This is a genomic window from Mucilaginibacter aquariorum (assembly GCF_024498135.1).
Classification (GTDB): domain Bacteria; phylum Bacteroidota; class Bacteroidia; order Sphingobacteriales; family Sphingobacteriaceae; genus Mucilaginibacter; species Mucilaginibacter aquariorum.
Map to the genome: position 1 here is coordinate 1,075,050 of NZ_JANHOH010000001.1, position 21,352 is coordinate 1,096,401.

The 21,352-nt window shown below is 43.8% G+C and carries 20 protein-coding genes; 9 read left to right on the top strand and 11 right to left on the bottom strand.

Going from position 1 to position 21,352, the window contains the following annotated elements; translation table 11 throughout:
* Positions 1–20: 20 nt before the first annotated feature.
* On the bottom strand, positions 21–1,100 hold the full coding sequence (locus NPE20_RS04630; RefSeq protein WP_256537433.1) for a FecR family protein: 1,080 nt from the start codon (positions 1,098–1,100) through the stop codon (positions 21–23).
* A gap of 62 nt (positions 1,101–1,162) precedes the next feature.
* On the bottom strand, positions 1,163–1,753 hold the full coding sequence (locus tag NPE20_RS04635) for an RNA polymerase sigma-70 factor (RefSeq protein ID WP_256537434.1): 591 nt from the start codon (positions 1,751–1,753) through the stop codon (positions 1,163–1,165).
* Positions 1,754–2,453: 700 nt separating this feature from the next.
* Here NPE20_RS04635 and NPE20_RS04640 point away from each other — a divergent pair.
* Positions 2,454–3,473 carry a glycoside hydrolase family 43 protein gene (locus tag NPE20_RS04640; protein ID WP_256537435.1) on the top strand — a complete coding sequence of 340 codons (1,020 nt, stop codon included), beginning with the start codon at positions 2,454–2,456 and terminating at the stop codon, positions 3,471–3,473.
* Between the two features lie 22 nt (positions 3,474–3,495).
* Complete coding sequence (locus tag NPE20_RS04645) at positions 3,496–4,503, top strand: arabinan endo-1,5-alpha-L-arabinosidase (protein WP_256537436.1); 1,008 nt, start codon at positions 3,496–3,498, stop codon at positions 4,501–4,503.
* Between the two features lie 132 nt (positions 4,504–4,635).
* Here the strand turns inward: NPE20_RS04645 and NPE20_RS04650 are convergent, their stop codons facing one another.
* The 5 genes from NPE20_RS04650 to NPE20_RS04670 all read right to left on the bottom strand — a co-directional run bounded on the left by NPE20_RS04650 (position 4,636) and on the right by NPE20_RS04670 (position 9,870).
* Positions 4,636–5,250 carry a YdeI/OmpD-associated family protein gene (locus NPE20_RS04650; protein WP_256537437.1) on the bottom strand — a complete coding sequence of 205 codons (615 nt, stop codon included), beginning with the start codon at positions 5,248–5,250 and terminating at the stop codon, positions 4,636–4,638.
* A 10-nt stretch (positions 5,251–5,260) separates the two neighbouring features.
* Positions 5,261–5,668, bottom strand: coding sequence for a VOC family protein (locus NPE20_RS04655; protein ID WP_256537438.1), 408 nt, complete (start codon positions 5,666–5,668; stop codon positions 5,261–5,263).
* A 79-nt stretch (positions 5,669–5,747) separates the two neighbouring features.
* A complete protein-coding gene (locus NPE20_RS04660; RefSeq protein ID WP_256537439.1) occupies positions 5,748–6,794 on the bottom strand; it encodes a helix-turn-helix domain-containing protein in 1,047 nt (348 codons plus the stop codon).
* A 739-nt stretch (positions 6,795–7,533) separates the two neighbouring features.
* Entirely contained in the window at positions 7,534–7,842 is a 309-nt protein-coding gene (locus NPE20_RS04665; RefSeq protein WP_256537440.1) for a hypothetical protein, read from the bottom strand.
* Between the two features lie 72 nt (positions 7,843–7,914).
* Complete coding sequence (locus tag NPE20_RS04670; protein ID WP_256537441.1) at positions 7,915–9,870, bottom strand: IPT/TIG domain-containing protein; 1,956 nt, start codon at positions 9,868–9,870, stop codon at positions 7,915–7,917.
* A gap of 302 nt (positions 9,871–10,172) precedes the next feature.
* Between NPE20_RS04670 and NPE20_RS04675 the strand changes: the two genes are divergently transcribed.
* On the top strand, positions 10,173–11,549 hold the full coding sequence (locus tag NPE20_RS04675) for a DNA/RNA non-specific endonuclease (protein WP_256537442.1): 1,377 nt from the start codon (positions 10,173–10,175) through the stop codon (positions 11,547–11,549).
* Between the two features lie 378 nt (positions 11,550–11,927).
* Here the strand turns inward: NPE20_RS04675 and NPE20_RS04680 are convergent, their stop codons facing one another.
* Together NPE20_RS04680 and NPE20_RS04685 are read right to left on the bottom strand one after the other, a co-directional pair.
* Entirely contained in the window at positions 11,928–12,797 is an 870-nt protein-coding gene (locus NPE20_RS04680) for an NmrA family NAD(P)-binding protein (protein WP_256537443.1), read from the bottom strand.
* 312 nt (positions 12,798–13,109) lie between these two features.
* Positions 13,110–13,553, bottom strand: coding sequence for a winged helix-turn-helix transcriptional regulator (locus tag NPE20_RS04685; RefSeq protein WP_256537444.1), 444 nt, complete (start codon positions 13,551–13,553; stop codon positions 13,110–13,112).
* Positions 13,554–13,916: 363 nt separating this feature from the next.
* On the opposite strand from NPE20_RS04685, the gene NPE20_RS04690 reads away from it, so the two are divergent.
* The 4 genes from NPE20_RS04690 (at position 13,917) to NPE20_RS04705 (ending at position 16,159) form a co-directional block, all read left to right on the top strand.
* The gene (locus NPE20_RS04690; protein WP_256537445.1) at positions 13,917–14,492 is read left to right on the top strand and encodes a Crp/Fnr family transcriptional regulator; all 576 of its coding nucleotides are present in this window, start codon (positions 13,917–13,919) and stop codon (positions 14,490–14,492) included.
* A 58-nt stretch (positions 14,493–14,550) separates the two neighbouring features.
* Positions 14,551–15,000, top strand: a complete 450-nt coding sequence (locus tag NPE20_RS04695) for a carboxymuconolactone decarboxylase family protein (RefSeq protein ID WP_256537446.1) — start codon at positions 14,551–14,553, stop codon at positions 14,998–15,000.
* Positions 15,001–15,023: 23 nt separating this feature from the next.
* Complete coding sequence (locus tag NPE20_RS04700; RefSeq protein ID WP_256537447.1) at positions 15,024–15,446, top strand: cupin domain-containing protein; 423 nt, start codon at positions 15,024–15,026, stop codon at positions 15,444–15,446.
* Between the two features lie 62 nt (positions 15,447–15,508).
* Entirely contained in the window at positions 15,509–16,159 is a 651-nt protein-coding gene (locus NPE20_RS04705; protein ID WP_256537448.1) for an HD domain-containing protein, read from the top strand.
* Between the two features lie 260 nt (positions 16,160–16,419).
* Here NPE20_RS04705 and NPE20_RS04710 read toward each other — a convergent pair whose 3' ends face one another.
* Complete coding sequence (locus NPE20_RS04710; protein ID WP_256537449.1) at positions 16,420–18,858, bottom strand: TonB-dependent receptor domain-containing protein; 2,439 nt, start codon at positions 18,856–18,858, stop codon at positions 16,420–16,422.
* A gap of 237 nt (positions 18,859–19,095) precedes the next feature.
* Here NPE20_RS04710 and NPE20_RS04715 point away from each other — a divergent pair, with 237 nt between their 5' ends.
* Positions 19,096–19,323, top strand: coding sequence for a hypothetical protein (locus NPE20_RS04715; RefSeq protein WP_256537450.1), 228 nt, complete (start codon positions 19,096–19,098; stop codon positions 19,321–19,323).
* A 335-nt stretch (positions 19,324–19,658) separates the two neighbouring features.
* Positions 19,659–19,898: a hypothetical protein gene (locus tag NPE20_RS04720; protein ID WP_256537451.1), complete on the top strand. Its 240-nt coding sequence runs from the start codon at positions 19,659–19,661 to the stop codon at positions 19,896–19,898.
* Between the two features lie 91 nt (positions 19,899–19,989).
* Here the strand turns inward: NPE20_RS04720 and NPE20_RS04725 are convergent, their stop codons facing one another.
* On the bottom strand, positions 19,990–21,351 hold the full coding sequence (locus tag NPE20_RS04725) for an alkaline phosphatase family protein (protein WP_256537452.1): 1,362 nt from the start codon (positions 21,349–21,351) through the stop codon (positions 19,990–19,992).
* Position 21,352: the final 1 nt, after the last annotated feature.

Consider the following 21,352-nt stretch of genomic DNA (forward strand, 5'->3'; position numbering starts at 1 on the left):
CATTTATGATTGGTTAATAATTAATGAATTACAATTTGATTGTTATTAATTTTATAGTGGAAATTGGTTGTGGTTTGTAAAGCCTTTAAGGCTTTGTTAATTGGTTCATTCTGGAATTTGCCGGTAAATCTTAGTTTTTTCACCTTTTCGTTGTCAAAAACAATAGAAACATTATAACGGCGTTCCAGCTTTTTAGCGAGCCCCTCAAAATCCTCGGCATCAAAGGCCAGCTTATTTTCTAACCAAAGCGCTTCTGATGGTAAAGTATCCTGTTTAGCCTGATGGATCCTGCTTAGTGCAATCAGAGGTGTTTCTTCGCCTACGTTTGCCTGTTGTTTATTGGCTTTACCTGCAACGTTTTCATTATTTATAACAGTTAATTTTTCTGATGGCTTGAGAATAATCTTCTTTTCGGGGTTTCGTAAAACAGTTAGTTCTATTTGCCCGCGTAGCAGCGCGGCTTCAGAAGTTTTATCATTTTTATAGGACCGTAAGTTGAAGCGGGTGCCCAACACCCTGATACTGATGGTTGGGGTCGTTACTATAAACGGATGTCTGGCATCTTTCACCACATCAAAAAAAGCTTCGCCAACCAATGATACCTTCCTTACATCCGTTCCAAAATCGTTGCCATAGGCCAACTTACTGCCTGAGTTTAGCCAGACCTTAGTACCATCGGGCAATTGAATTTTACTGATGCCATTTTTAGGGGCACTTATTTCGTTTGGCCTGTAATTAGCTGTATCGCCATGACGTGTAAACAAAAATACCCCTAAAATTAAACTCGCGGCAACAAGCCAGGAAGCATGTTTAATGAATTTTATTACTTTTTGTTTAGCGTTAATGTCAGCAACCTTCGCGGCTTCTTCAGTTTCGTTTTTATCGGCAGCATCAAGTTTAACCTCAAAAGCCTCCCATGTGTTTAGTATTTTATCGTCGGAATTGTTTTGATGCTCGTTTTCCCAGATCTCCTCGAGCAACCGGAGCGGATACTGCTCTCCTCCCCCCTGCTGCAACAGCTCCTCGAGTTCAAGCAGTTCTTCAGGCGAGGCTTCTCCGCTGAACTTTTTACCAATAAGTATCCAAACGTTATTAATCATTATTTATAGTTCTCTAATAATAGAGTCTGTAAATAATGAGAATACCCTAGTCAGAAAATTAATTATTTTTTTAACGATTCACTAAAGGGCGAAAAGACTATCTGTTTTTTTGAACTTTCAATGCTTTTTGACAGCATTTTCATTGCATTCCCCATATGATATTCTACAGTTTTAACAGATATATCCAGCAATCCGGCAACATCCCGGTATTTTAAACCATCTTCCTTTACCAGTTTGAACACCAATCTGCATTGCCCAGAGAGTTTACTTAAGGCGATATTAATAATTTTAGTGAGATCTTCGCAGGCAAGTTTGTCTTCACCGCTGGCAGAAGGCGCGGCTATCTCTACATCAACATGGTCAATGTTTACGTTATTTACTTGTGCCTTTGAGAGATAGGTAAGCGATTTATTCTTTATAGCCGAATAGACATAAAAAGTAAAATTATTGATCTCTGTTAAACCGGATCGCCTTATCCACAGGCTTAAAAGCACATCATCTGTAATCTCCTCTGCAAGCTCACTTGATTTCACCAGCGATTTAGCCAGGGTAAATAATTTATTATAATAAGCTATATATAACCTTTTGAAAGATGCCCGGCTGTTATTCAAAGCTATATCAATCAGCAGGTCCTTGATCTCTGTATCCAACATCTTTAACTGGTTATATTTATTAATAAATTAAATATCCGCTTTCTTACTATCCGGCCGAAGAAACCTCAAATTAACATACCCATCTCTGGTATCCGGATTTTGGTAATGCTGATCTGGTTATAATTGGTTTTTGGTGCATTAGCCACTGGCTAATTAAAAACTAAGATATGTTATTTTTTTATTGTTAAAAGAACACTTAAAAATAAAAATGAGTAGTACAGTAGTATTTCCTCCCCCATGGACAATCCAGGTGCCCAAAATATACCGTCAAAACCGGATACATAGAATTTATCCGGCCCGGCCGTGTACCCGGAGCAAAAACAGGAGCTGCAGTGTTCCATCTTACCGGATCTGTGTTCTTTTTACAACCAGAAATGGTCTGACCGTACCTATCGCCGCCGCTTTACAAAACCTGGCCGGTGAAAAGAAACTTTTCGTAAATAAATAAATAAATTGGTTAGCGCCTATTCTTAAGATTTCGGCTTTGTCTATTATTTAGTGTTCATTTAACACTTATAACAAAAATGGATTAAAATTCAACTAAGAATTTATCATTCAATTAAAATGAGCTGTAATTAGCAATTTATTAGCGTAAGCAATACACACTTACATTTCATTTTTTTAAGTGTTCTTTTGACAACTAAAAAATTTATCCTACCTTCGGTTTCTTTCGGAGTAATAAAATTAAAACCCAAATAATATGGCGTTATTCAATAAAAAGGATGGAGTAATTATTTCTCTGGCTATAGTGGTCGCTTCAATGACTTTCAATGCATGTTCACCAGCTAAAGACGCGCGGAATATAACGGCCCTTAGACATTTAGACACAGCTGCAGGCAACCCCATAATAAAGAATAAATACACTGCGGACCCGGCCGCTTTGGTATATAAAGATAAAGTGTATCTGTACACCGGACATGACGTGGCGCTGCCTGAAAAGAATTTTTATGAGATGCATGAATGGCTGTGCTACTCATCACAGGACATGGTACACTGGACGGAGCACCCCTCACCATTAAATGTAAAGGATTTTAAATGGGCTAAGGACGATGCCTGGGCATCGCAGGTTATTGAACGCGATGGTAAGTTTTACTGGTACGTTGCGATTGAGCATGCTACGATGCCGGGCAAAGCGATCGGCGTTGCCATAGCTGATAATCCTATGGGTCCTTTTAAAGATGCCCGTGGTTCAGCGCTTATTACCAATAACATGACCACTGATATTAAAATTGGCTGGGACGATATAGACCCTTCCGTAATTATTGATACCGACGGGCAAGCCTACCTTTTTTGGGGTAACTCGGCTTGTTACTATGCCAAACTAAAACCCAACATGACCGAGCTTGATGGCCCGATAATAAAAATAAACGGTCTGCCGAATTTTACCGAAGCACCCTGGATACATAAACATGGCGACTGGTATTACCTGTCGTACGCCTATCAGTTTCCTGAAAAACTGGCTTATGCCATGAGCAAAAATATTAATGGTCCGTGGGAGTTTAAAGGCCTGTTTAACGAACTGGCAGGCAACTCCAATACTAACCACCAGGCTATCATCGAATTTAAGGATAAGTCGTACATTATTTACCATAACGGCGCCATCCCGCCAAACGGCGGCAGTTTCCGCCGCTCCGTTTGTATTGATTATCTGTATTATAACGACGATGGCTCTATAAAAAAAGTGGTAATGACTACAGAAGGCGTTAAGGAGGCTAAGTAGTGTATGCTCTAAAATCATCATTATGAAAAGGCTTTTATTACTACTATTAATTTATACCCTCCGCTCCGTTTGCAGCGCGCAGGAATTAAAAAGGGATATCTCCGTTCACGATCCGGTTATTATAAAACAGGATAGTCTTTATTATATATTTTGCACCGGTAATGGTATAGCCATGTGGTCATCAAAGGACATGGCGAATTGGAAAAAGGAGAAGGCTATTTTTGATACCGCCCCTCAATGGGCTGTGGACTCTATTCCAGGGTTTAAAGGTCATATTTGGGCACCTGATATTTCCTATCATAACGGCAAATATTACCTGTTTTACTCGGTGTCCGTGTTTGGTAAAAATACCTCGGCCATAGGTTTAGCGACTAATACCACCTTGCACACAGGTGATCCCGCATATAAATGGGTTGACCATGGACGCATTATACAGTCTTATCCGGGGAAGACCAATTGGAACGCGATTGACCCGAATTTGATAGAGGATGAAAAAGGTACGCCCTATCTTACGTTTGGCTCATTTTGGGATGGATTGAAGATGGTGAAACTAAATAAAGACAGACTAAGTGTAGCAGAAGACATTGCATACCTCCCAACCATTGCCAGCCGAAAAAAAAGTGCTTCAGCAACTAATCCGCCTGCTGTTGACGGTAACCCGGTTGATGCAGGCGGAAATGCCATTGAAGCACCGTTTATCTACAAAAAAGATAAGTATTACTATCTTTTCGCATCTACAGATTACTGTTGTAAGGGACCGAAAAGTACGTACAAAATGATCATAGGCCGGTCTAAAGAAATAAAAGGACCTTACATTGATAAGAATGGAGTTTCCCTGCAAACAGGTGGCGGCACATTGGTTTTAGAAGGCGATGGTAAGTGGTATGGCGTAGGTCATAATGCCGTAGCCAATTTTAATGGCATGGACTATCTCGTATTTCATGCATATGATGCTTCAGATAAAGGCATACCGAAGCTAAGAATAGAGAAATTGCACTGGAAAAGCGGTTGGCCCGTTATAACTAAATAAATCGGTCGGGATGATTGCGACTGGAGGCTTAACGTCCAATACCATGGTAGCACCATTTGCTGATGTATGTACAAGACGGCCATTGAGGCAAAGCCTTCGCCTCTGTCGAATAGAAGGCCGGGAACATGGCGGCTATTTTTGATGCTTCCAAAACCTGCCTTTTCCTTCGGCTATCCACTCCAAAGCTTCATTTATCCTTTTTTGACGTGTTTCGTCTGTCTTAGCATCGCTGATCCAAATTATGTACTCTTTGCGGAACGAATTGGACCTACTTTCGAACACCTCCTTTGCTTTGAGATTAGCCATTAAAGCAGCCATTAGGTAATCGGGTGTTTCAAGCACCTTGGGTTTAACACTTTCAGGCTTCACGCGTTTTATTTTGATACCTTTTTCATTTAACTGCCTGGCCTCATCGAGCATGGCTGTAAATTCTTCGTCCGGCGGCAACTCCCTTAGGTTAGTAATCTTTCCCAGAAATCTTTGGATAGGTTTCAGGCCCTTGTTTGCCTTTAGCCGCGGGGCGCTCATTATTTCGTCCCTCAGGAACGTAAAAGAGCAATGATTTTTGTAGGACGCCATCACGAACAAGTTATCGTTCTTATGTTCGAAATGTGGGATACCCCATTTTATAACTTCCGTTACATCGGGACAGCGTTCGTGAACAAGCTTGCGCCAATGCTCCATAATGGGTTTTGCAAACGCTGCTGCATTTGCAATATAGCTGTCTATCGCTGAGTTGTAGTTCATGTCTTAAATTTTAGGCTTGCGGAAACTGGCTCAAATCCACATATGCCATTTCCCATTTATGGCCATCAAGATCTGCAAAACTGTGTTGATACATAAAACCATGGTCTTTTGCGGACGCATAGAGAGTCCCGCCCAATGATTTGGCTTTGCTTATAAATCCCTTCACTTCATCTGCTGATCCGGCGTCGAGTGCGATTAGCACTTCTGTAGAACGATGGGCATCGCATATTTCGGTATCGATAAAAGATTTAAAATAAGCCTCCGTGAGCAGCATTACAAAAATACTGTCGCTAACGACCATGCATCCGGCCTTGTCATCGGTAAACTGAGGATTGAATGAAAATCCTAAGTCCTGAAAAAACTGCTTTGATCTGTTAAGATCTTGTACGGGTAGATTGATAAACACTTTGCTTGGCATACAATTAAAATTTGAATACAAATAAAATTAACTCCACTTTGAAATACATATCAAAATCTTGGATAAACAGGTCAATTCCTTATCTGAAGCGTTTTCTGAACTCTGAAGGTGATAAGTCCGTTTGTTTCTTAAAGAATCGTCCAAAATTGGTAGGGTCAGAAAAGTTAAGCTTATAAGCAATTTCAGAAACTTCAAAGCTTGTGTATTGTATAAGCGATTTTGCTTCGGTCGTTAGGCGACCTGTAATAAATGAAAGCGCCTTCTGGCCAGACGCTTGCCTGACGGCTTGTGAGAGGTAATTAGCGGTTACTGAAAGCATACTCGCATACCCTTCCACTGTACGCTTATCAATATAATGATTATCTATTAATTGAATATACTTTCGCAATAAGGTTTGCTGTGGACTCTGAAGCCGGATTTCGGTATTTCGTTCTAATGCAAAGTCTTCCAAATGATAGAGTAATCCCAATAATTTCAATCGCGCCTCGATATGCTGCGCTTTAGCTGACCGCTCATAAGCATCGAACACCGCTTCAAAATGGGAGGCTAATTCATTGAATTTTGCCCGGTTAAATTTGAACAGGTTTGTATGCAATACGTCAAATAAAGGAAATTGCTCATGAAACTCCGGGCGAAAAAAGGCGAAAGCCCCCGGCTTAAAATAAATAACATAACCTTCCAGCGAATTGTTATGTGCAAAGCTGTAAACCAGGTTTGGAGAATGAAACACCAAATAAGAGTCTGGATTCTGCACGGTGTTGCTGCCATAACTCACTTCGATTTTGCCGGAATTAAAAAGTAGTGCAAAAAAATAGAACGACCGTTTAAATGGTGGCCGGTAAACGGATAGTTCTTGTTTATCCAATGGCTTTAACCGAAGACAAAAAAAATCAGGATCGTCTGTGCGGGCCGGCCAAGGAATAGAAGCCAGGAAATCATTAATTTCTCTGTAATAAGGAAAGGCAGCTTTTGTTTTCTTCATATATCCACCGCGAAAGTGCTCCAAAATAGCAAATAAAGTGGATGTTCCGGAGCCATTGATCACCATGTTCGGAAATAGCGGACGAGCAGGAATGTGTTTGTCACCCGCCTGGGAAAACTGTTGCCAAAAGATAGCGGGGTACAAATTGAAAGTATTGAGGGGCTGCGTAAACTTAGCCGGATTACGACACTATTCCTTTAAACTAATCATAAAAAAGAATTCCCATGAAAAATCAAGGGCGTTTAATTCCCTGTGAAAGTTTATTTATTAATTGAAAGATTATTGCCTCAGTCCTTATTCTTAATGCTTCTGCTGAAATAATCGTACCTGCATCCGACTATTTGCCGCCCGATGTAACCATCAGTTGGTTAACTATCTAGTACTAACTACAACACTCTTTGTTTTCGCTTTTACTTCCTCCTTTTTTTCCGTATCTGTTACGGTTTTATGAGCGCCAGAGTCTATTTTATGCTCTTGAAATTGGCTAGCTTCTTTACTGGTTGAATTGCTTCTGCATGAAAATAGGAACATACAGACAGGTATACTATTCTTTTCACTTTATTTTTTGTTATGTCAAAGTCATAAATTTATTGTTGAAGCTCAAGTTGAATTGCGTTCGGATCTTGAGGAGGTTCCAAAACTCTTGCCCTAGCTCTAAGTTCTCGAATAAACTCCCCTTGATGACGTACTGATCTTGGAGAACCCAACGACTGCCAGCAGGCATATCAGAAACACAACCAGCAAGCCGGTGCTCAAAGGCACCCCGCCGATAAAGGGTAACGAAATAAAATTAAAAATGAACTGCATACTGTCAACCGCTGAACTTCAAATTACCGCATTAAACGTGTGCTGAAACTGCAATTGGCGTTAACAAATTGTTACCTTATAGTTGAAATCCCTCTTCTGAAGATCGCTCATGAAAGTTAGGTATATTGGAAGCCACCAGACCATTTTTTGTGTCCTTTTGTTTTATAAATTGCTTTGCCAGGGCTTCTACATCCGCGCTTTTCAACATAGAGGGATCATGAAGTTGTAAACTCAATAACAGTACGGGCACAGTTATTATCCCGTTACCTGTTTTAATGATCATTTGCGAACCTAGTCTTTCCATAGTTTTCAACTTGCCTATTTCGGGGTTGATTTCCTGCAGTCTGATAAGTACTTCTTCAATTATGTATATTGGAATTTTCATTTAGGGTGCTGATAGTTTAAAACGGGGCGGTAAAACCGCCCCGTAACATTGTGTGATCAGAGATCAAAAATATTATTTCAGGAACATTTTGCGTATGGCATTATTATACTGGTCTACAATATAAATGTTGCCATCCTTATCTATTGCCATGTCTGACCTGTTCCTGAATTGCGCCTCATTTAAACCACCGTCCTTGTAGCCTGTAGATGGCTGACTCGAAATAGTACTTAATTCATTTAACGTTAAGTTTATTTTTCTGGTTGTTGCTGCAAACCCGTCAGAGAAGTAAATATTACCCTGCCCATCGGTTATTAAACCCAGGGGGATAACCAGTGATGACTGATTTTTGGGTCCATCAGAATTTCCAAAATTACCATTACCTGCCCAACCACGTATATTGGTTTTATTATCCAGATCGTAACGGTTTATATACAGGCTTTCGGTATCAGAGTAATACAGGTATGACCCAATAATTACAGGCGAACCATAATCCGCGCCACCATAAAAACCACTCATGGCCGACCTGACACCCGATTTATCAACACGTGTAAGACTATATGAGGTTTGTACATATAAAATGCCATTATCATCAATAGCCAGTTTGCCCGGCTGGTTTAAATTTACTGCATACGTACTAACTACTGCCGCCGGTGTAATTTTACGGATCGTATTATTATATCCATCAGATACATAAAGATTATCTTGCTTATCAACAACAATACCATTAGTAAAACCAAAACTGAACAAGGCCGACGTGCCTGTACCATTTTGATTACCCGATTGCTTGCTGGTGCTACCCGCAAAAATAGAAACTACGCCTTGCGGTGTGATCTTCCTGATACACTGGCTGGTAAAATCTACCAGGAACACATTGCCATGGCTATCTACTGCGATACTCGCCCCACGTTCTTTGATATTAAGATCTGAGCTGTTTGGCCCACCGGCTAATGTCATAATACCGGCACGGTTAAAGTTTACCGGTGATGTGGCAATTTGACCGGCATTTGCAACCTTTACCGGCCCCGATGTTAATGTTGGGGGTGCTGCAACTGTCAGGCTTGTTGCCGTGGCACTTATTACCTGTGCATTCTCTCCGTTAAAGGTTACGGTGTTTAATGCCGCATTGGTATTAAAACCAGTACCGGTAATTGTTACCTGTGTACCGGCAAGGCCATTATCGGGGCTTAAAGTAGCTATACCCAACGTTTGATCTTTAAAATCAGGCCCTTGCACAACCTGGTCGTTAACATCTAAAACAACTTTGCCATTACCTGTGGCACCCGGTATGGTTAAAGTAATTTTAAAAGCACTTGCCGTTAAAGCAACCGCAGGCTTACCATTTATGGTTACTTTGTTTTCGTCCGTAAATGTGCTGAAATTTTCTCCTGTAATGGTCATTACCGTACCCGCAGGCCCGCTTAATGGGGTAACCGCATCTATTTTAGGCATGGGCACCACTGTAAATATCGGCCCTGTGGCTTTTTGATTGTTAATGGTTACCGATACCGGGCCTGTTTGCACACCATCAGGCGCGGTTACTACCAGGTATTCGGCTGTGGCTTCTGTAACTAAAGCAGGTTTACCGTTAAAATCTACCAGGTTACCTGCTTTGACATCATCAAAACCACCGCCCGTAATTTTCACGTGGGTGCCTTTACCCCCTGTAGCCGGTTTGATGCCGGATATGACCTGGAATTTAAAGATCTGGCCGTTGGCTTCTTTTCCGTTTACCTTAACCGTAACCGGGCCCGTGCCCGCGCTTTCCGGCACTTCGGCAACTAAAATATTATCGCTTGCACTTACAACCAATGCGGGTTTGCCATTCACAAATACCTCCGCAGGGCCAGTTGTGCTGCTAAAGCCGGCGCCTGTGATACGAATATGTGTACCGGCAGCACCGTTTGCCGGGCTAATACCCTGAACACTTAACTCCTGGTAAGTGTAATTACCAATGGTTAAGGTTTGGTTATTCATTTTCACAACAATGCTGCCGGTAACGCCTGTTAAGTTATTAATATTAACCTCCATCAGTTTGCCTGTTTCATAGGTTGTTGATGGACCATGGCTGAAGAGGTCGCCCTATATCACCAGGTAATTGTCAAACCCAAGGACGATAATTTTTATTAAAATCCGTAAAGGGGAGTTAGCGTTTGACCACCCAACCGGCTTAAAATAATATTCGTATTTGCTATAGCGACACTTCAACGGGGAAATTTTGAACTCACGCACCGTGCGCTTTGCCGCCGAAAGAAACAATATGACCATGATACCTTAACCCAGGCTTAACATACCGGCTATGATTTTTACGTTAAAGCAACCTAAAAACTTATATGAAAATCAGACATTTACTATTTTCCCCGCTGGCGGCGCTGTTCCTGCTGGCCTCTTGTTCCAAGGACACAACCGCGCCCGCTCCAGAGAGCGGAACAGGCCAAACCACCGCTGTATCATCGAAACTGCGAACGACGGCCATCACTCAAACCTTTTCCGAGGGCTTTGAATCAGGCAGCAAGACCGCTTACGCAATAAGTAATGTTACGTTGGGCAGCGGCTCCTGGAGTATGGACGACGCCCTGATCGGCAATACCACATCCGACCATAAGGCGGGCAGCCAGTCGGTACGCATCCGTAATACCGGCACCCTGGGTATGAACTTTAACGTTGCAGCCGGTGCATCTACCGTAACGGTAAAGTATGCCGTTTACGGAACTGATGGTTCCTCGGCGTTCCAGCTGTGGGCATCATCGAACAGCGGCAGCAGCTATACCCAGGTGGGCGGCACCATTACCGCATCATCGGCCGCATTGAATACGGCCACTTTTACGGTGAACCAGGCAGGTACACTCCGTTTCCAACTGCGCAAGACCAGCGGTGGCACCAACCGCATTAATATCGACGACTTTATCGTGAACAGTTATGACAATGGTTCAACCGGTGGCGGCACCGGCGGTTCTACCGGCGATAACAGCAACTTATTGATGGGCAACCCCAGCGGAGCGACCGGCAGCATCGTTTTCCCGGCCAACTACCTGATGGACCAGACTTATTTTACGGAAAGCTATAACCGCGACCGGGGTACCCCGAACTGGGTAAGCTGGTATGTAGGCAGCAGCAGCTTAGGTGCAACCGCCCGTACTGACGCTTTCCGTGCAGACCTTAATTTGCCTTCCGGCTGGTATCAGGTCGGCAGCACCAGTTATTCCGGTTCCGGCTTTGACCGTGGCCACAACTGCCCCAGTGCAGATAGAACCACAACCGTTACAGCCAATGAAGCAACCTTTCTGATGACCAATATGATCCCGCAGGCACCCAATAATAACCAGCAGACCTGGGCTAACCTGGAGAACTATGCCCGTTCATTGGTTGCCGCAGGCAATGAGGTGTACATTGTCATGGGCAGTTACGGCACCGGCGGTACCGGATCGAATGGTTTTGCCAGCACCATCAACAGCGGCCACGTCACCGTGCCGTCAAATGTCTGGAAAGTGGTCGTAGTATTGCCAAATGGCAACAGCGACCTGAGCCGTGTGACCAGTTCTACACGCGTGATCGCCGTGAACACCCCGAACATTAATACGACCAATTCCGACTGGAAGACTTACCGCTGCAGCGTGCGCAGTATTGAAAGCGCTACCGGCTATAACCTGTTATCTGCTTTACCACAATCTGTACAAGATGCCGTAGAGACCCGGGTCGATAACCTGTAAGGCATGCGGCTTTTCCCTGCTTCCTTGATCTTCGTATTATTGAACTCAAAGAAGGCCATAGTCCGTCTTATTCTTTTCATACAGGTCCGGTTTCTCCATGTGCTGCTACACCCGGTACGTGTAATGAAGATTTTATTCGGAACCATAATGTATCAGCTACTTTTGATTCTCACAGGGATAATGAACTTGCTGCCCGCCGTTAGCATATCGCGGATGGCTACCGGGCATTAAAATAGGAACCGGACTTAAATAAAAAATCCCCTGAGCGATCGTCGCCAGGGGATTTAACCTAAGTATTCTTCAAAAAAGAGTACTTATGAAACAGCAAGTAATTTAAGAACCATATTACGCTGAGGCGCTTTATGATGAAAACTTTGCTCATAAGGTAAATGCTCTGCGATTCTTTTCAATAAAATCAGCAAACGTTATTGGTGGCCTTCCGGTGATTTCTTCTATTTTATTATTAAAAGTAGGTTCACCAAATATATTGTCACCTTCTGTATTGGCAACATGGTTTTTAAAATGATCATAACTTCCCAGGCCAATCGAATCAGCCATATCTTGTACGCTCACCTGTTCGTAGACAATGTCTTTCCCTAAGGTCTTGCCGATAATTTCGCCGATTTCCCTGTAACTTAATAGTTCAGGTCCGAATAGCTGGTAAACCTTCCCGATATGCTGATCCGGATCAGCTAAAATACTGCCGACAGTCCTCGCGATGTCTTCGCCGGCAATGGGAGCATGTTTTGCCTCAGCGGGAAAACTCATTTGTAGTTTACCAGCCTTAATTTGGCCGGAGACATATAAGAACCATTCCGCAAAAAAAGTCGGCCTGAGGTGTGCCGTCGGGATGCCGGTCCATTTGAAAACTTCTTCTGATAAAAAATGACGAATCGTCGCCGGGCTTTTTGAAGTTGAGGTCACTTGTTTCTGTGACATGTTGACGATAAATTCAGCGCCGGCTTCTTTAGCGGCCTGCGCAAATATCACGGTTACATCCAGCAGATCGGGGCTTAAAGGATAACAGAAATATCCTCTTTTAACACCTTGCCACGCTAATCTGACATCATCCAGGTTTTGCATGTCTCCGACAACAATCTCAACACCAAGTTCTTTAAGACGGGCTGACCGCGCATCTTCTTTATGCACGAGCGCACGTACCTGAAATCCTTTTTGCAACAGAACCTCAACCGATGGCATACCTGTGGAACCTGTAGCACCGGTAATTAAAATTTTAGGCTTTTCCATTTTATAATCAGTATTAATAATCCTTAGCCAATGCGGATAAAGTACCATAACGTTCAACGATCATCTTGATGACAAACTTATTACATCATAACGCAATTAAAGTAATGGCAATGTAAATTAACTTGCAAATTGCAAGTTAATTTACATTGGTTATTTTAAGGCAACGATGATGGCATTCTTAGATAACTTCTACGATCAGGTTGTTGGGATTCGGGCTACAGCATTTTATAAGCGAGCGTGGAAGCATTGGTTCAGACTAAAGAACAAATAAAAGTGTCGGAAGTCTCGGGGTACAAAGAGAGAAATCAAAGATTAAAGAACTGCTTGTGATGATTTTCTTTGTTGCTCCGCACGCTTTCGTGCCAGCTCTTTATACTTTTTAATCGTCTCCTCCCGGTCAGATTCGAGTGCTATTATTAAATCAGGATCAGTTTCAGGCGGAAAATTGGAAAGACCCCAAATGGATAATTCTAAGATCACCGGAATTAAGGTAATGCTTTTTTCTGTCAGGATATAGGTGAACTTGGATCTTTTATCACTGGCTACTACCTTTTCCACCAACTTTTGTGATTCGAGGATATTTAAGCGATCGGCCAGGATATTAGTCGCAATCTTTTCCGCTGACTGCAGAAACTCATTGTAAGATGATTTACCGGCAAAAATCATATCTCTCAGGATCAATAATATCCACTTATCACCGAGTATGTCAAGCGAGAAACTTATCGGACATCGAGAACGCGGCGTAATTGATTTCATAAAGCCAATTTGTATTGTTTACTGCAGCCTATTGTATATTTACTTGCAAAGCACAAGTAAATATACAAAATAAGTGTAAGAAAAATAGTGAATCACTCAGTATCGTAGGTCCCGGAATCTGATTAGCGAAATCGTGTTATCTTACATTGTTTTTTAACCTAAGTATATGATTTGAAAAACACCCGGGCTCATAAAAATGTATTTTATAGATAATCAACGGAGGATATTTATGAAACAACAAGTAATTGAAGGGCCACTTTATCGTCACGGTTTTTTAACTGCACGAGGCCGGAAGGCTATATCTGTCTTGAGTGAACATTCATTTGCAAATTTTGTAATTTCGCGTGCGGCAATAATACTTTAATGATCCGGCAACTACTCATCCATATTGGAAAATCCTGTTCAATTGAAGCGGTCGACCCCGGTTTGCTCGCGTCTTTCTTTGCCTGTAAAACCTATAAAAAAAACGAACTGCTATTGACAGAAGGACAAAGGTGCTTTGAAAAATTCTTCATTATCAAAGGGTGTGTCCAACTATTTTACCTGAGAGAAAACGGGACGGAACAGACGCTTGACTTTGCTTTGGAAAACTGGTGGGCTTCGGATTTTACCGCTTTCCCAAACGGGGGCATAGCGCAATTTTCAATCCGCGCCACAGAGGATACTGAGGTTTTATGTATAAGTTCAGACGGCCAACGCGCGTTACTCAAACAGCTCCCGGAAATGAACGCTTATTTTCACGTGGTTTTCCAGCGGGCCTACGCGGCCTCACAAATGAGACTAAGATATCTCTATGAATTTTCTAAAGAAGAATTGTACCGGCATTTCCTCGAGCATTTTCCGGATTTTACACAGCGTGTTCCCCAATACCTGCTTGCTTCTTTTTTAGGGTTCACACCGGAGTACCTGAGCGAAATAAAGAAAAAATATCTTTCTTAAACCAGTTTAAGCATATCGGAATTTGTGCGCTTTACCTTTGTGAAACACAAATAAAGTTATGAATAAAGTAATCAAACATCGTCTCGATGTATGGAAAGAAGAGCCCTTATACTGGGAACTGGTATCTCAGATCGATAAACGCTTATATCAATCTACCCTTCCTAAAAACCTGATAGAGATCATTAAGATCAGGGTTTCTCAATTGAACAAGTGCGCCTATTGCATCGATTACCACACGCAGGATGCCTTGCAGCATGGAGAGACATCCCGCCGCATATTCGCCCTGCCGGCCTGGCAGGAAAGTCCCCTGTTCAGCGGGATCGAGCGCGCGGTCCTGGAGGTAGCTGAGGAAGTAACATTTATTTTCGATCATGGCATGTCAAACGACGCGTATGAAAAACTCCGCTCCTATTTTACACCAAAAGAAATAACCGACATCATCATTTGCATCTGCCACATGAACTTTTTAAACCGCATCGGCATATCAACCAAGACAGAAGCTATTTAAACAATATAATAAATTGACCCCAAATGAAAAAAGCAACGATCACCTTTTTAACCTATTGCGTTATCTTCACATTAAATGCAAAGGCACAGCATTCCGGCCATGCACCTGTTGCCGGTACTCCCCCACGCGTTATTCTTAAACAACTTATCCCATCCTCCGGCCTCAAAGAGCAGGAAGTCAAAATGGTTATTGTTAATTTTGCCCCTGCCGAGAATCTGGCGGCCCACCGGCACCCTATACCAACCTTCGGCTATGTTCTGGAGGGTGAGCTGGAATCCACCTTCGATGGCAAGGTTTATCATTACAAAGCGGGCGATGCTTTTTACGAGAGGCCAAACGGCCTCCACGCCAGAACAAGAAATACAAGCAAAGACAAACCTGCTAAACTGATCGCCTTTTTTGTCGGGAACAAGGGGAAAGCCTTTCTGGTCCCCGAAAAGAAATAATGACCTGAAACGGCACCTTTCCCAGGGCCTGCGGGCATTAAATTCGTTTTTTTAAAGTGTATATGATGGAAAATTCAGGAAAAATTATCGCTGGTATAAAAATACCCGACAGCGTGATCGCCAGGCAGGCAACAGAACTATTACGCGAACACGGCAGTGAACTGTTGTACAACCATTCGCTTCGTACATTTCTTTTCGCAGCGCTGAACGGCAGGCAAAATAATAGCCGGTATGATGCAGAGTTATTGTTCGTCAGCGCAATGTTTCATGATCTGGGGCTAACCCCTCATTACCGGAGCGACGATAAAAGGTTCGAGGTTGATGGCGCGAATGCGGCCCGGGATTTTCTGCGTGCTCACGGTGTTTCACCGCCATCGCTGCAACTGGTCTGGGACGCCATTGCGCTTCATACCTCACCGGGTATTGCCGAGTACAAAGAGCCGGAAGTAGCGCTGCTTAATTTTGGAGCGGCGCTGGATGTAGTGGGCAGGGGCTATGATCAGTTATCGGATAACGACCGTGAAGCAATTGTCAAACATTTTCCGCGCAACGGGCTAAAGAAAAACATGATAACGACTTTTTTTGATGGTTTTAAACATAAACCGCATACTACCTACGGAAGCATCAATGCAGACATTTGTGTATGCATGATCCCGGGGTATAAAAGACAAGACTTCTGTGACGCCATTTTGCATTCGCCCTGGCCGGAGTAATGGAGCAAAACGCTATAAGCAGCGCAAACAGACCCCGAAAGCTTCCGGCTACCGTTGCCGGACGAGGCACCCGCAGGGCCCGGTCATTCTTTTAACCAGGTTATTCGGAGAGCGGGCCCGGAACGGGGCGATCAAAGCTTGCAGCAAAAAAACGCTATGCTGAATCGAGCCTTACAGTTACCATTGTTGCAAAAAAGCACCGCAGAATTCGGGTATCCGGTTTAATATTGTACTGCTGTTCTTGAATTTCGAAAATGCTTTTAGTTCCCCGAAGCCGCTCCCTGAACATCGTCGTTACTGATACCCCTCTTGCTTTTCTTCACCGCTTCTTTCAGCTTGCCGAAGCGGTAATTCAGGCTGACGGTGAAGCCTCTGAAATAGGCACGGTTAATATTTGTTTGGGTAAAATCGGGTCCGAATGAATTCCTGATGTTATTCCTATATTTAGTGAAAGGGTTATTGACCGTGGCCGAGAACGAAAGTTTATCCTTCACCACATCTTTATTAACCGTGAACGATACACTGGCATAAGGGTTTGAAGTACCCTGGATGGAAAGGTTCGGGCCATTCAGAAACACGTTGGTGCTAACGCGCCAGCCCTGCTCAAAGTTATAAGCGCTGCTGACCGATGCGCCATACATAAAGCCCTGGTTTTTTACCAGCTGACCATTCACTATACCCTGCACACGGCCATGCGCAATTCTGCCGTTGAACGATGAGCTCCATTTTTTGGTGATGGGGTAATTGATATTACCGTTGAAGGTAAACAGGCGGGCTTTACCAGTGTTATCAAAACTGTTGCGGGTAATATTCGTGGCCGGATCGAAAACCACAACAGGCATGATCAGGTCATTAAAATAATTATAGCCGAGCATCAGGTTCAGTGAAGCCTTTTGAGTTCTGCTATAACCTAACTGGATATTATTAGATACCGCGGGCCTGAGATTGGGGTTTCCCGACGATTCGAAGTTTGGGTTCGAGCGGTCTACAAAAGGGTTTAGCTGATATATACCCGGACGCTGTATTCTTTGCGAAAACCCGAGGTTTACTGTACCGGAGTTTTTAAACTGCTTACTGATACTTACCGAAGGCACTATATTAAAGAAGTTTTTACTCAGCTGCGATGTGGTAGAAATAAAATCAGCATCGATCAATGTCTCCTCTACCCTCGCGCCTGCTTTAAAGCTCCAGCTTTGCAGGGTGTAGCTATAGCTATTGTATGCGCCCAATACATTTTGGCTATTATCAAACTTATTGCTTCGCGACGGGTCGGCCTCAAAACCGCCTGTTGCCGCATTATATCCGAGGTACTGAAAATCACTGTTGTTATCACGCATAATTGCTTTTACCCCCATTTCGATATTCAGCTTCTTTACAGGGTGTACGTAATCTACCTGGAAAGTCTGTTCCGAAGATTCGCCTTCGTTGTTTTGCAGGTAATCGGGCGTGGCATAGTTCACCCGGTTCGATGCCGTCAGCGCCGCATGCTGCCTGTTGTTGAAGGTATAATACTGGTACGAAAAGGTGAGCAGCCTTTGCTTGCTGCTTTTAAAACCCAGTTGGTAATTTAAAGCCACATTCAGGCCCCTCCCGCCTGCCGTATTGTTATTGTAGAGGTCGTATTGCTGGACCATGTTACCCGCTTCGTTCAAAACGGAACTTTGCGTGTTGATACCATCCTGGTTATTTCCATTAACATTGAATTGCCCCGAGATCAGGTTAAGACTGTCTATTTCGTAGCTGATCCCGACTTCTGCATAGCCATTCCTGCCATCCCATTCTGCCGTATTACGCTGGCTGAGGCTGGTTGGGTTGCTCCCGGCAGAAAGCCTTGTAATGGAATTGAGCACTTCGGGCGAGTTGGAAACATTCGCACCAAAGTAACCCGACAGCTCCAGCTTGCCCTGTTTAGACGAAAACGACCCGCCCAACCGCGGGCCGCCTACCGGGAACACCTGGCTAACGTTTAGCGTACCATTGTATCCGTTACTCACTTTTTTATTGGTGACAATATTGATGATACCAGCCATTCCCTCGGCATCATACCTGGACGAAGGGTTGGTGATTACTTCGATGCTTTGAATGGTTGACGCCGGCATGCTTTTGAGGATATTTTTGGGGTCACGCTCCATCATGCCCGATGGCTTGCCGTTAACAAATATCCGGTAGCTGCTATTCCCCTTCAAAAGAATATTATCGTCGCCATCCACGCTCAGCAAAGGCACTTTCCGCATCATCTCCAGCACACTGCTGCTTTTGCTGTCGGGGTCGGATTTTAAGTCGTAGGTGAGTTTGTCAATGTCCTGTTTAATGATGGGCCGATCGGCTGTAATAGCCACCGTTTTTAGCTGTGTGATTTGTTCGCTGATAGCAATGTTGCCCAGACTGATGGAAAGCTTCGCACTGTCTGTCAAGTCGACGGGGAGTGTTTTTGAGTTAAAACCAACGCTTACCAGCGAGAGCAGGTATTTTCCGGATGGCAGCTTTTCCAAAATGAACGTCCCGTCGGGTTTGGTCACGGCGGTTCGCATCAATTGCTTTGCCGGGTTGCGGAGGTACACAGTTACATAGCCGACCGGTCGTTTCGATAGTGAATCGGTGGCCACGCCGTTTACTGCGAATAATGACGGGCCTGCTTGTCCGAATGCCCGGATCATAGCGATTGAACACAGGATGAGGAGTAAAAACTTTAGTTTCATGAGGTGATAGCTAAATGTTTGACAATACGTTTCTGAGCTGTTTAAACCACTGTGAGATTTACACAATACCATGCAATACATAGTACTATGCACATATGACAACGTACGCAAAGATTTGTTACACTTACCTCAAATTAAAATTTCATTAAACTGACCGGCATCTCAGTCCCCGTTTTTGAAGGGATGCCATCACCGCATCACCACGTCCGCATCAGGGATGGCAGCGGCATCCTCCGCATGTATATACGGTTTCAAGAGGATATTCCGGCTTTTTTCCGGCGTAACCCGTCTTCTCTTTTTGGCTTTATCCCCGGTTTCGCAGTTAGAGAATATCTTCCCATTTTTGCCTGCAGCATCAACCAGGAAACGATGATCACCTTATACGACTTCCATGCCATGACCCTGCCTGAAAAAGCCGCGGCGGTCTGGGAAGGCACCTTTATCGGCGACAGGCAGGATAACTAAGGTAGATTAAACCAAAGCGAAATATCAGTTAGTACACGAAGGTATGATTTGCAGTTTTATTGCTCATCCATCGTACACCAGGGGGTATCTGGGCGATTGCTGCCCATGCTTAATACCGGCACTTGCCGGGAAACTAACAGAGCTGGTCGGTGAATACGACAAGCCAATCAGGCCCTGGCTCCACTTTTCCCTCTAATAGGAGAACCTCGGTTAAGGAAGCAGAAGATAAAAATGGCTTCAAATGCCACGCGCTTTACCCCGCATACAAAAAACCTGTAAATTCACTGGTTTTAGAAAATATCTCTCATCTTTGGAACTGAAATAATACGAAAACCATGATCACCCTATACGACTTCCATGCCATGACCCTACCCGAAAAAGCCGCAACGGTCTGGGAAGGCACCTTTATTGGCGACAGGCCGGAAGGCGAGCTGTTTGTACAGCTTTATAACATGGGTACCTTTTACGCCGAAGTCTTCTACAACCGGGAAATCAATGAAATTGTAAAAGTGCGCGGTTTTAAAAGCACTAAATTGATCGAGCCTTACCTGAAAGCCATCAAAATCACGTTTTGATCTCCTCCATATATTGGAGGAACCCGGCATTGTGAAGTCCTTACGAAACACTTGTAAATAAAGAGGCCGGAAAATTCCGGCCTCTTTTGTTTTAGTAAAAAAGCTCCGGATAAATTTCACCATCGGCTGAAGGCAGCGGTACCCCGGTTAGCTTGCTGATGAGCGGGGCAATATCTACCATATTCATTACCGGGATAACCGTTCCTTTTTTAAGGCCCGGGCCAAAGGCTACAAAACCTGTCCGGATCTGTTTATGATCCGGGTAAAAACCATGGGTCCCTTTCACCTTGTTAAACTTTTGAATTAAGGTTTCTGTGCCGTTACCCAAGGTTGTACCGTTCAAACCACTCAACGCAAGCTCAACATTGGGATCCGCGCCAACTTTATCAAGTCCGGTTTTGTTTACTACCTGATAGTATTGTTTTATAGAATCAGGTTGTTGTGCTAAAATAACGGCAACTTTGCTTAGTGTAGCTTTATCGTTCTTATCCTTTAACTGCAGGAACGATGATCCGCCCGAGGAATGGAACTGTGCTTTCCAGTTGCCTGTTTTAACATCGGTCATTAAACCGGCCTGCTTCAGCAGGACATTTGGGTTGAAGCTGCGGCAGATATTCTCGAATCCATGGTCGCCCAGGATAATAATTAAGGTACTATCTGCAATCTTAGCCCTGTTTACGGCTTCAACCAAAGTTTTGATAGCCCTGTCCGCCCCTGCCACAGACGCTTTTACCATGTAGTGGTCGCGGCCGTTTTCGTGTTCGTAATGGTCGGTACAAGCCAGGTGAAGCGCTAAAAAGTTTGGCTTATACTTTTTAATGATGTACCCGGCTATACGGGCTACATTTTCGTCCTGTATCAGCTCATCATTATCCGCGTTAAGGTCGGTTGCTTCCAATATACCCGTAGCATTATCCTGTACTTCTTTCCACAAGGTTGCAGGGTACGTGGCAGCAGCCGTATACGGCCTTGCATCGGCCATATTTTTATAGTCCCAATATTCCGGTATCCTGTAATCTATCGGGGCATTAAAGGTTACCGGCCAGCGTACACAGGCAGTTGTTTTCCCTGCTTTATGCATCGCGTCCCAAAGCGTTGGCGCTTTTATCAGGTTATAATCCCAGTACCATTTGCCGGTTGCTCCCCCGGGTTCAAACGGTGTGTTATAATAGATGCCATGTTTTGCCGGTGTTACGCCGGTTACCATAGTGGTATGATTTGGATAAGTCACCGAGGGAAACACAGGGTTTAAACCCTGTGCAGCAACCCCGTTCTTCATTAATTCCCGGACGGTAGGCATCGCGTAATTGCTGTCCAGGTAAAATTCCGGCCGGAAGCCGTCTACCGTAACCAATATCACGTACTTTGCCTGCGGGGCCTGCGCCACGACATTTTCTTTCAAACCGAATAGTACCGCAAGTGCTATGAGTATGCTGTATATGTTTCTTTTCATG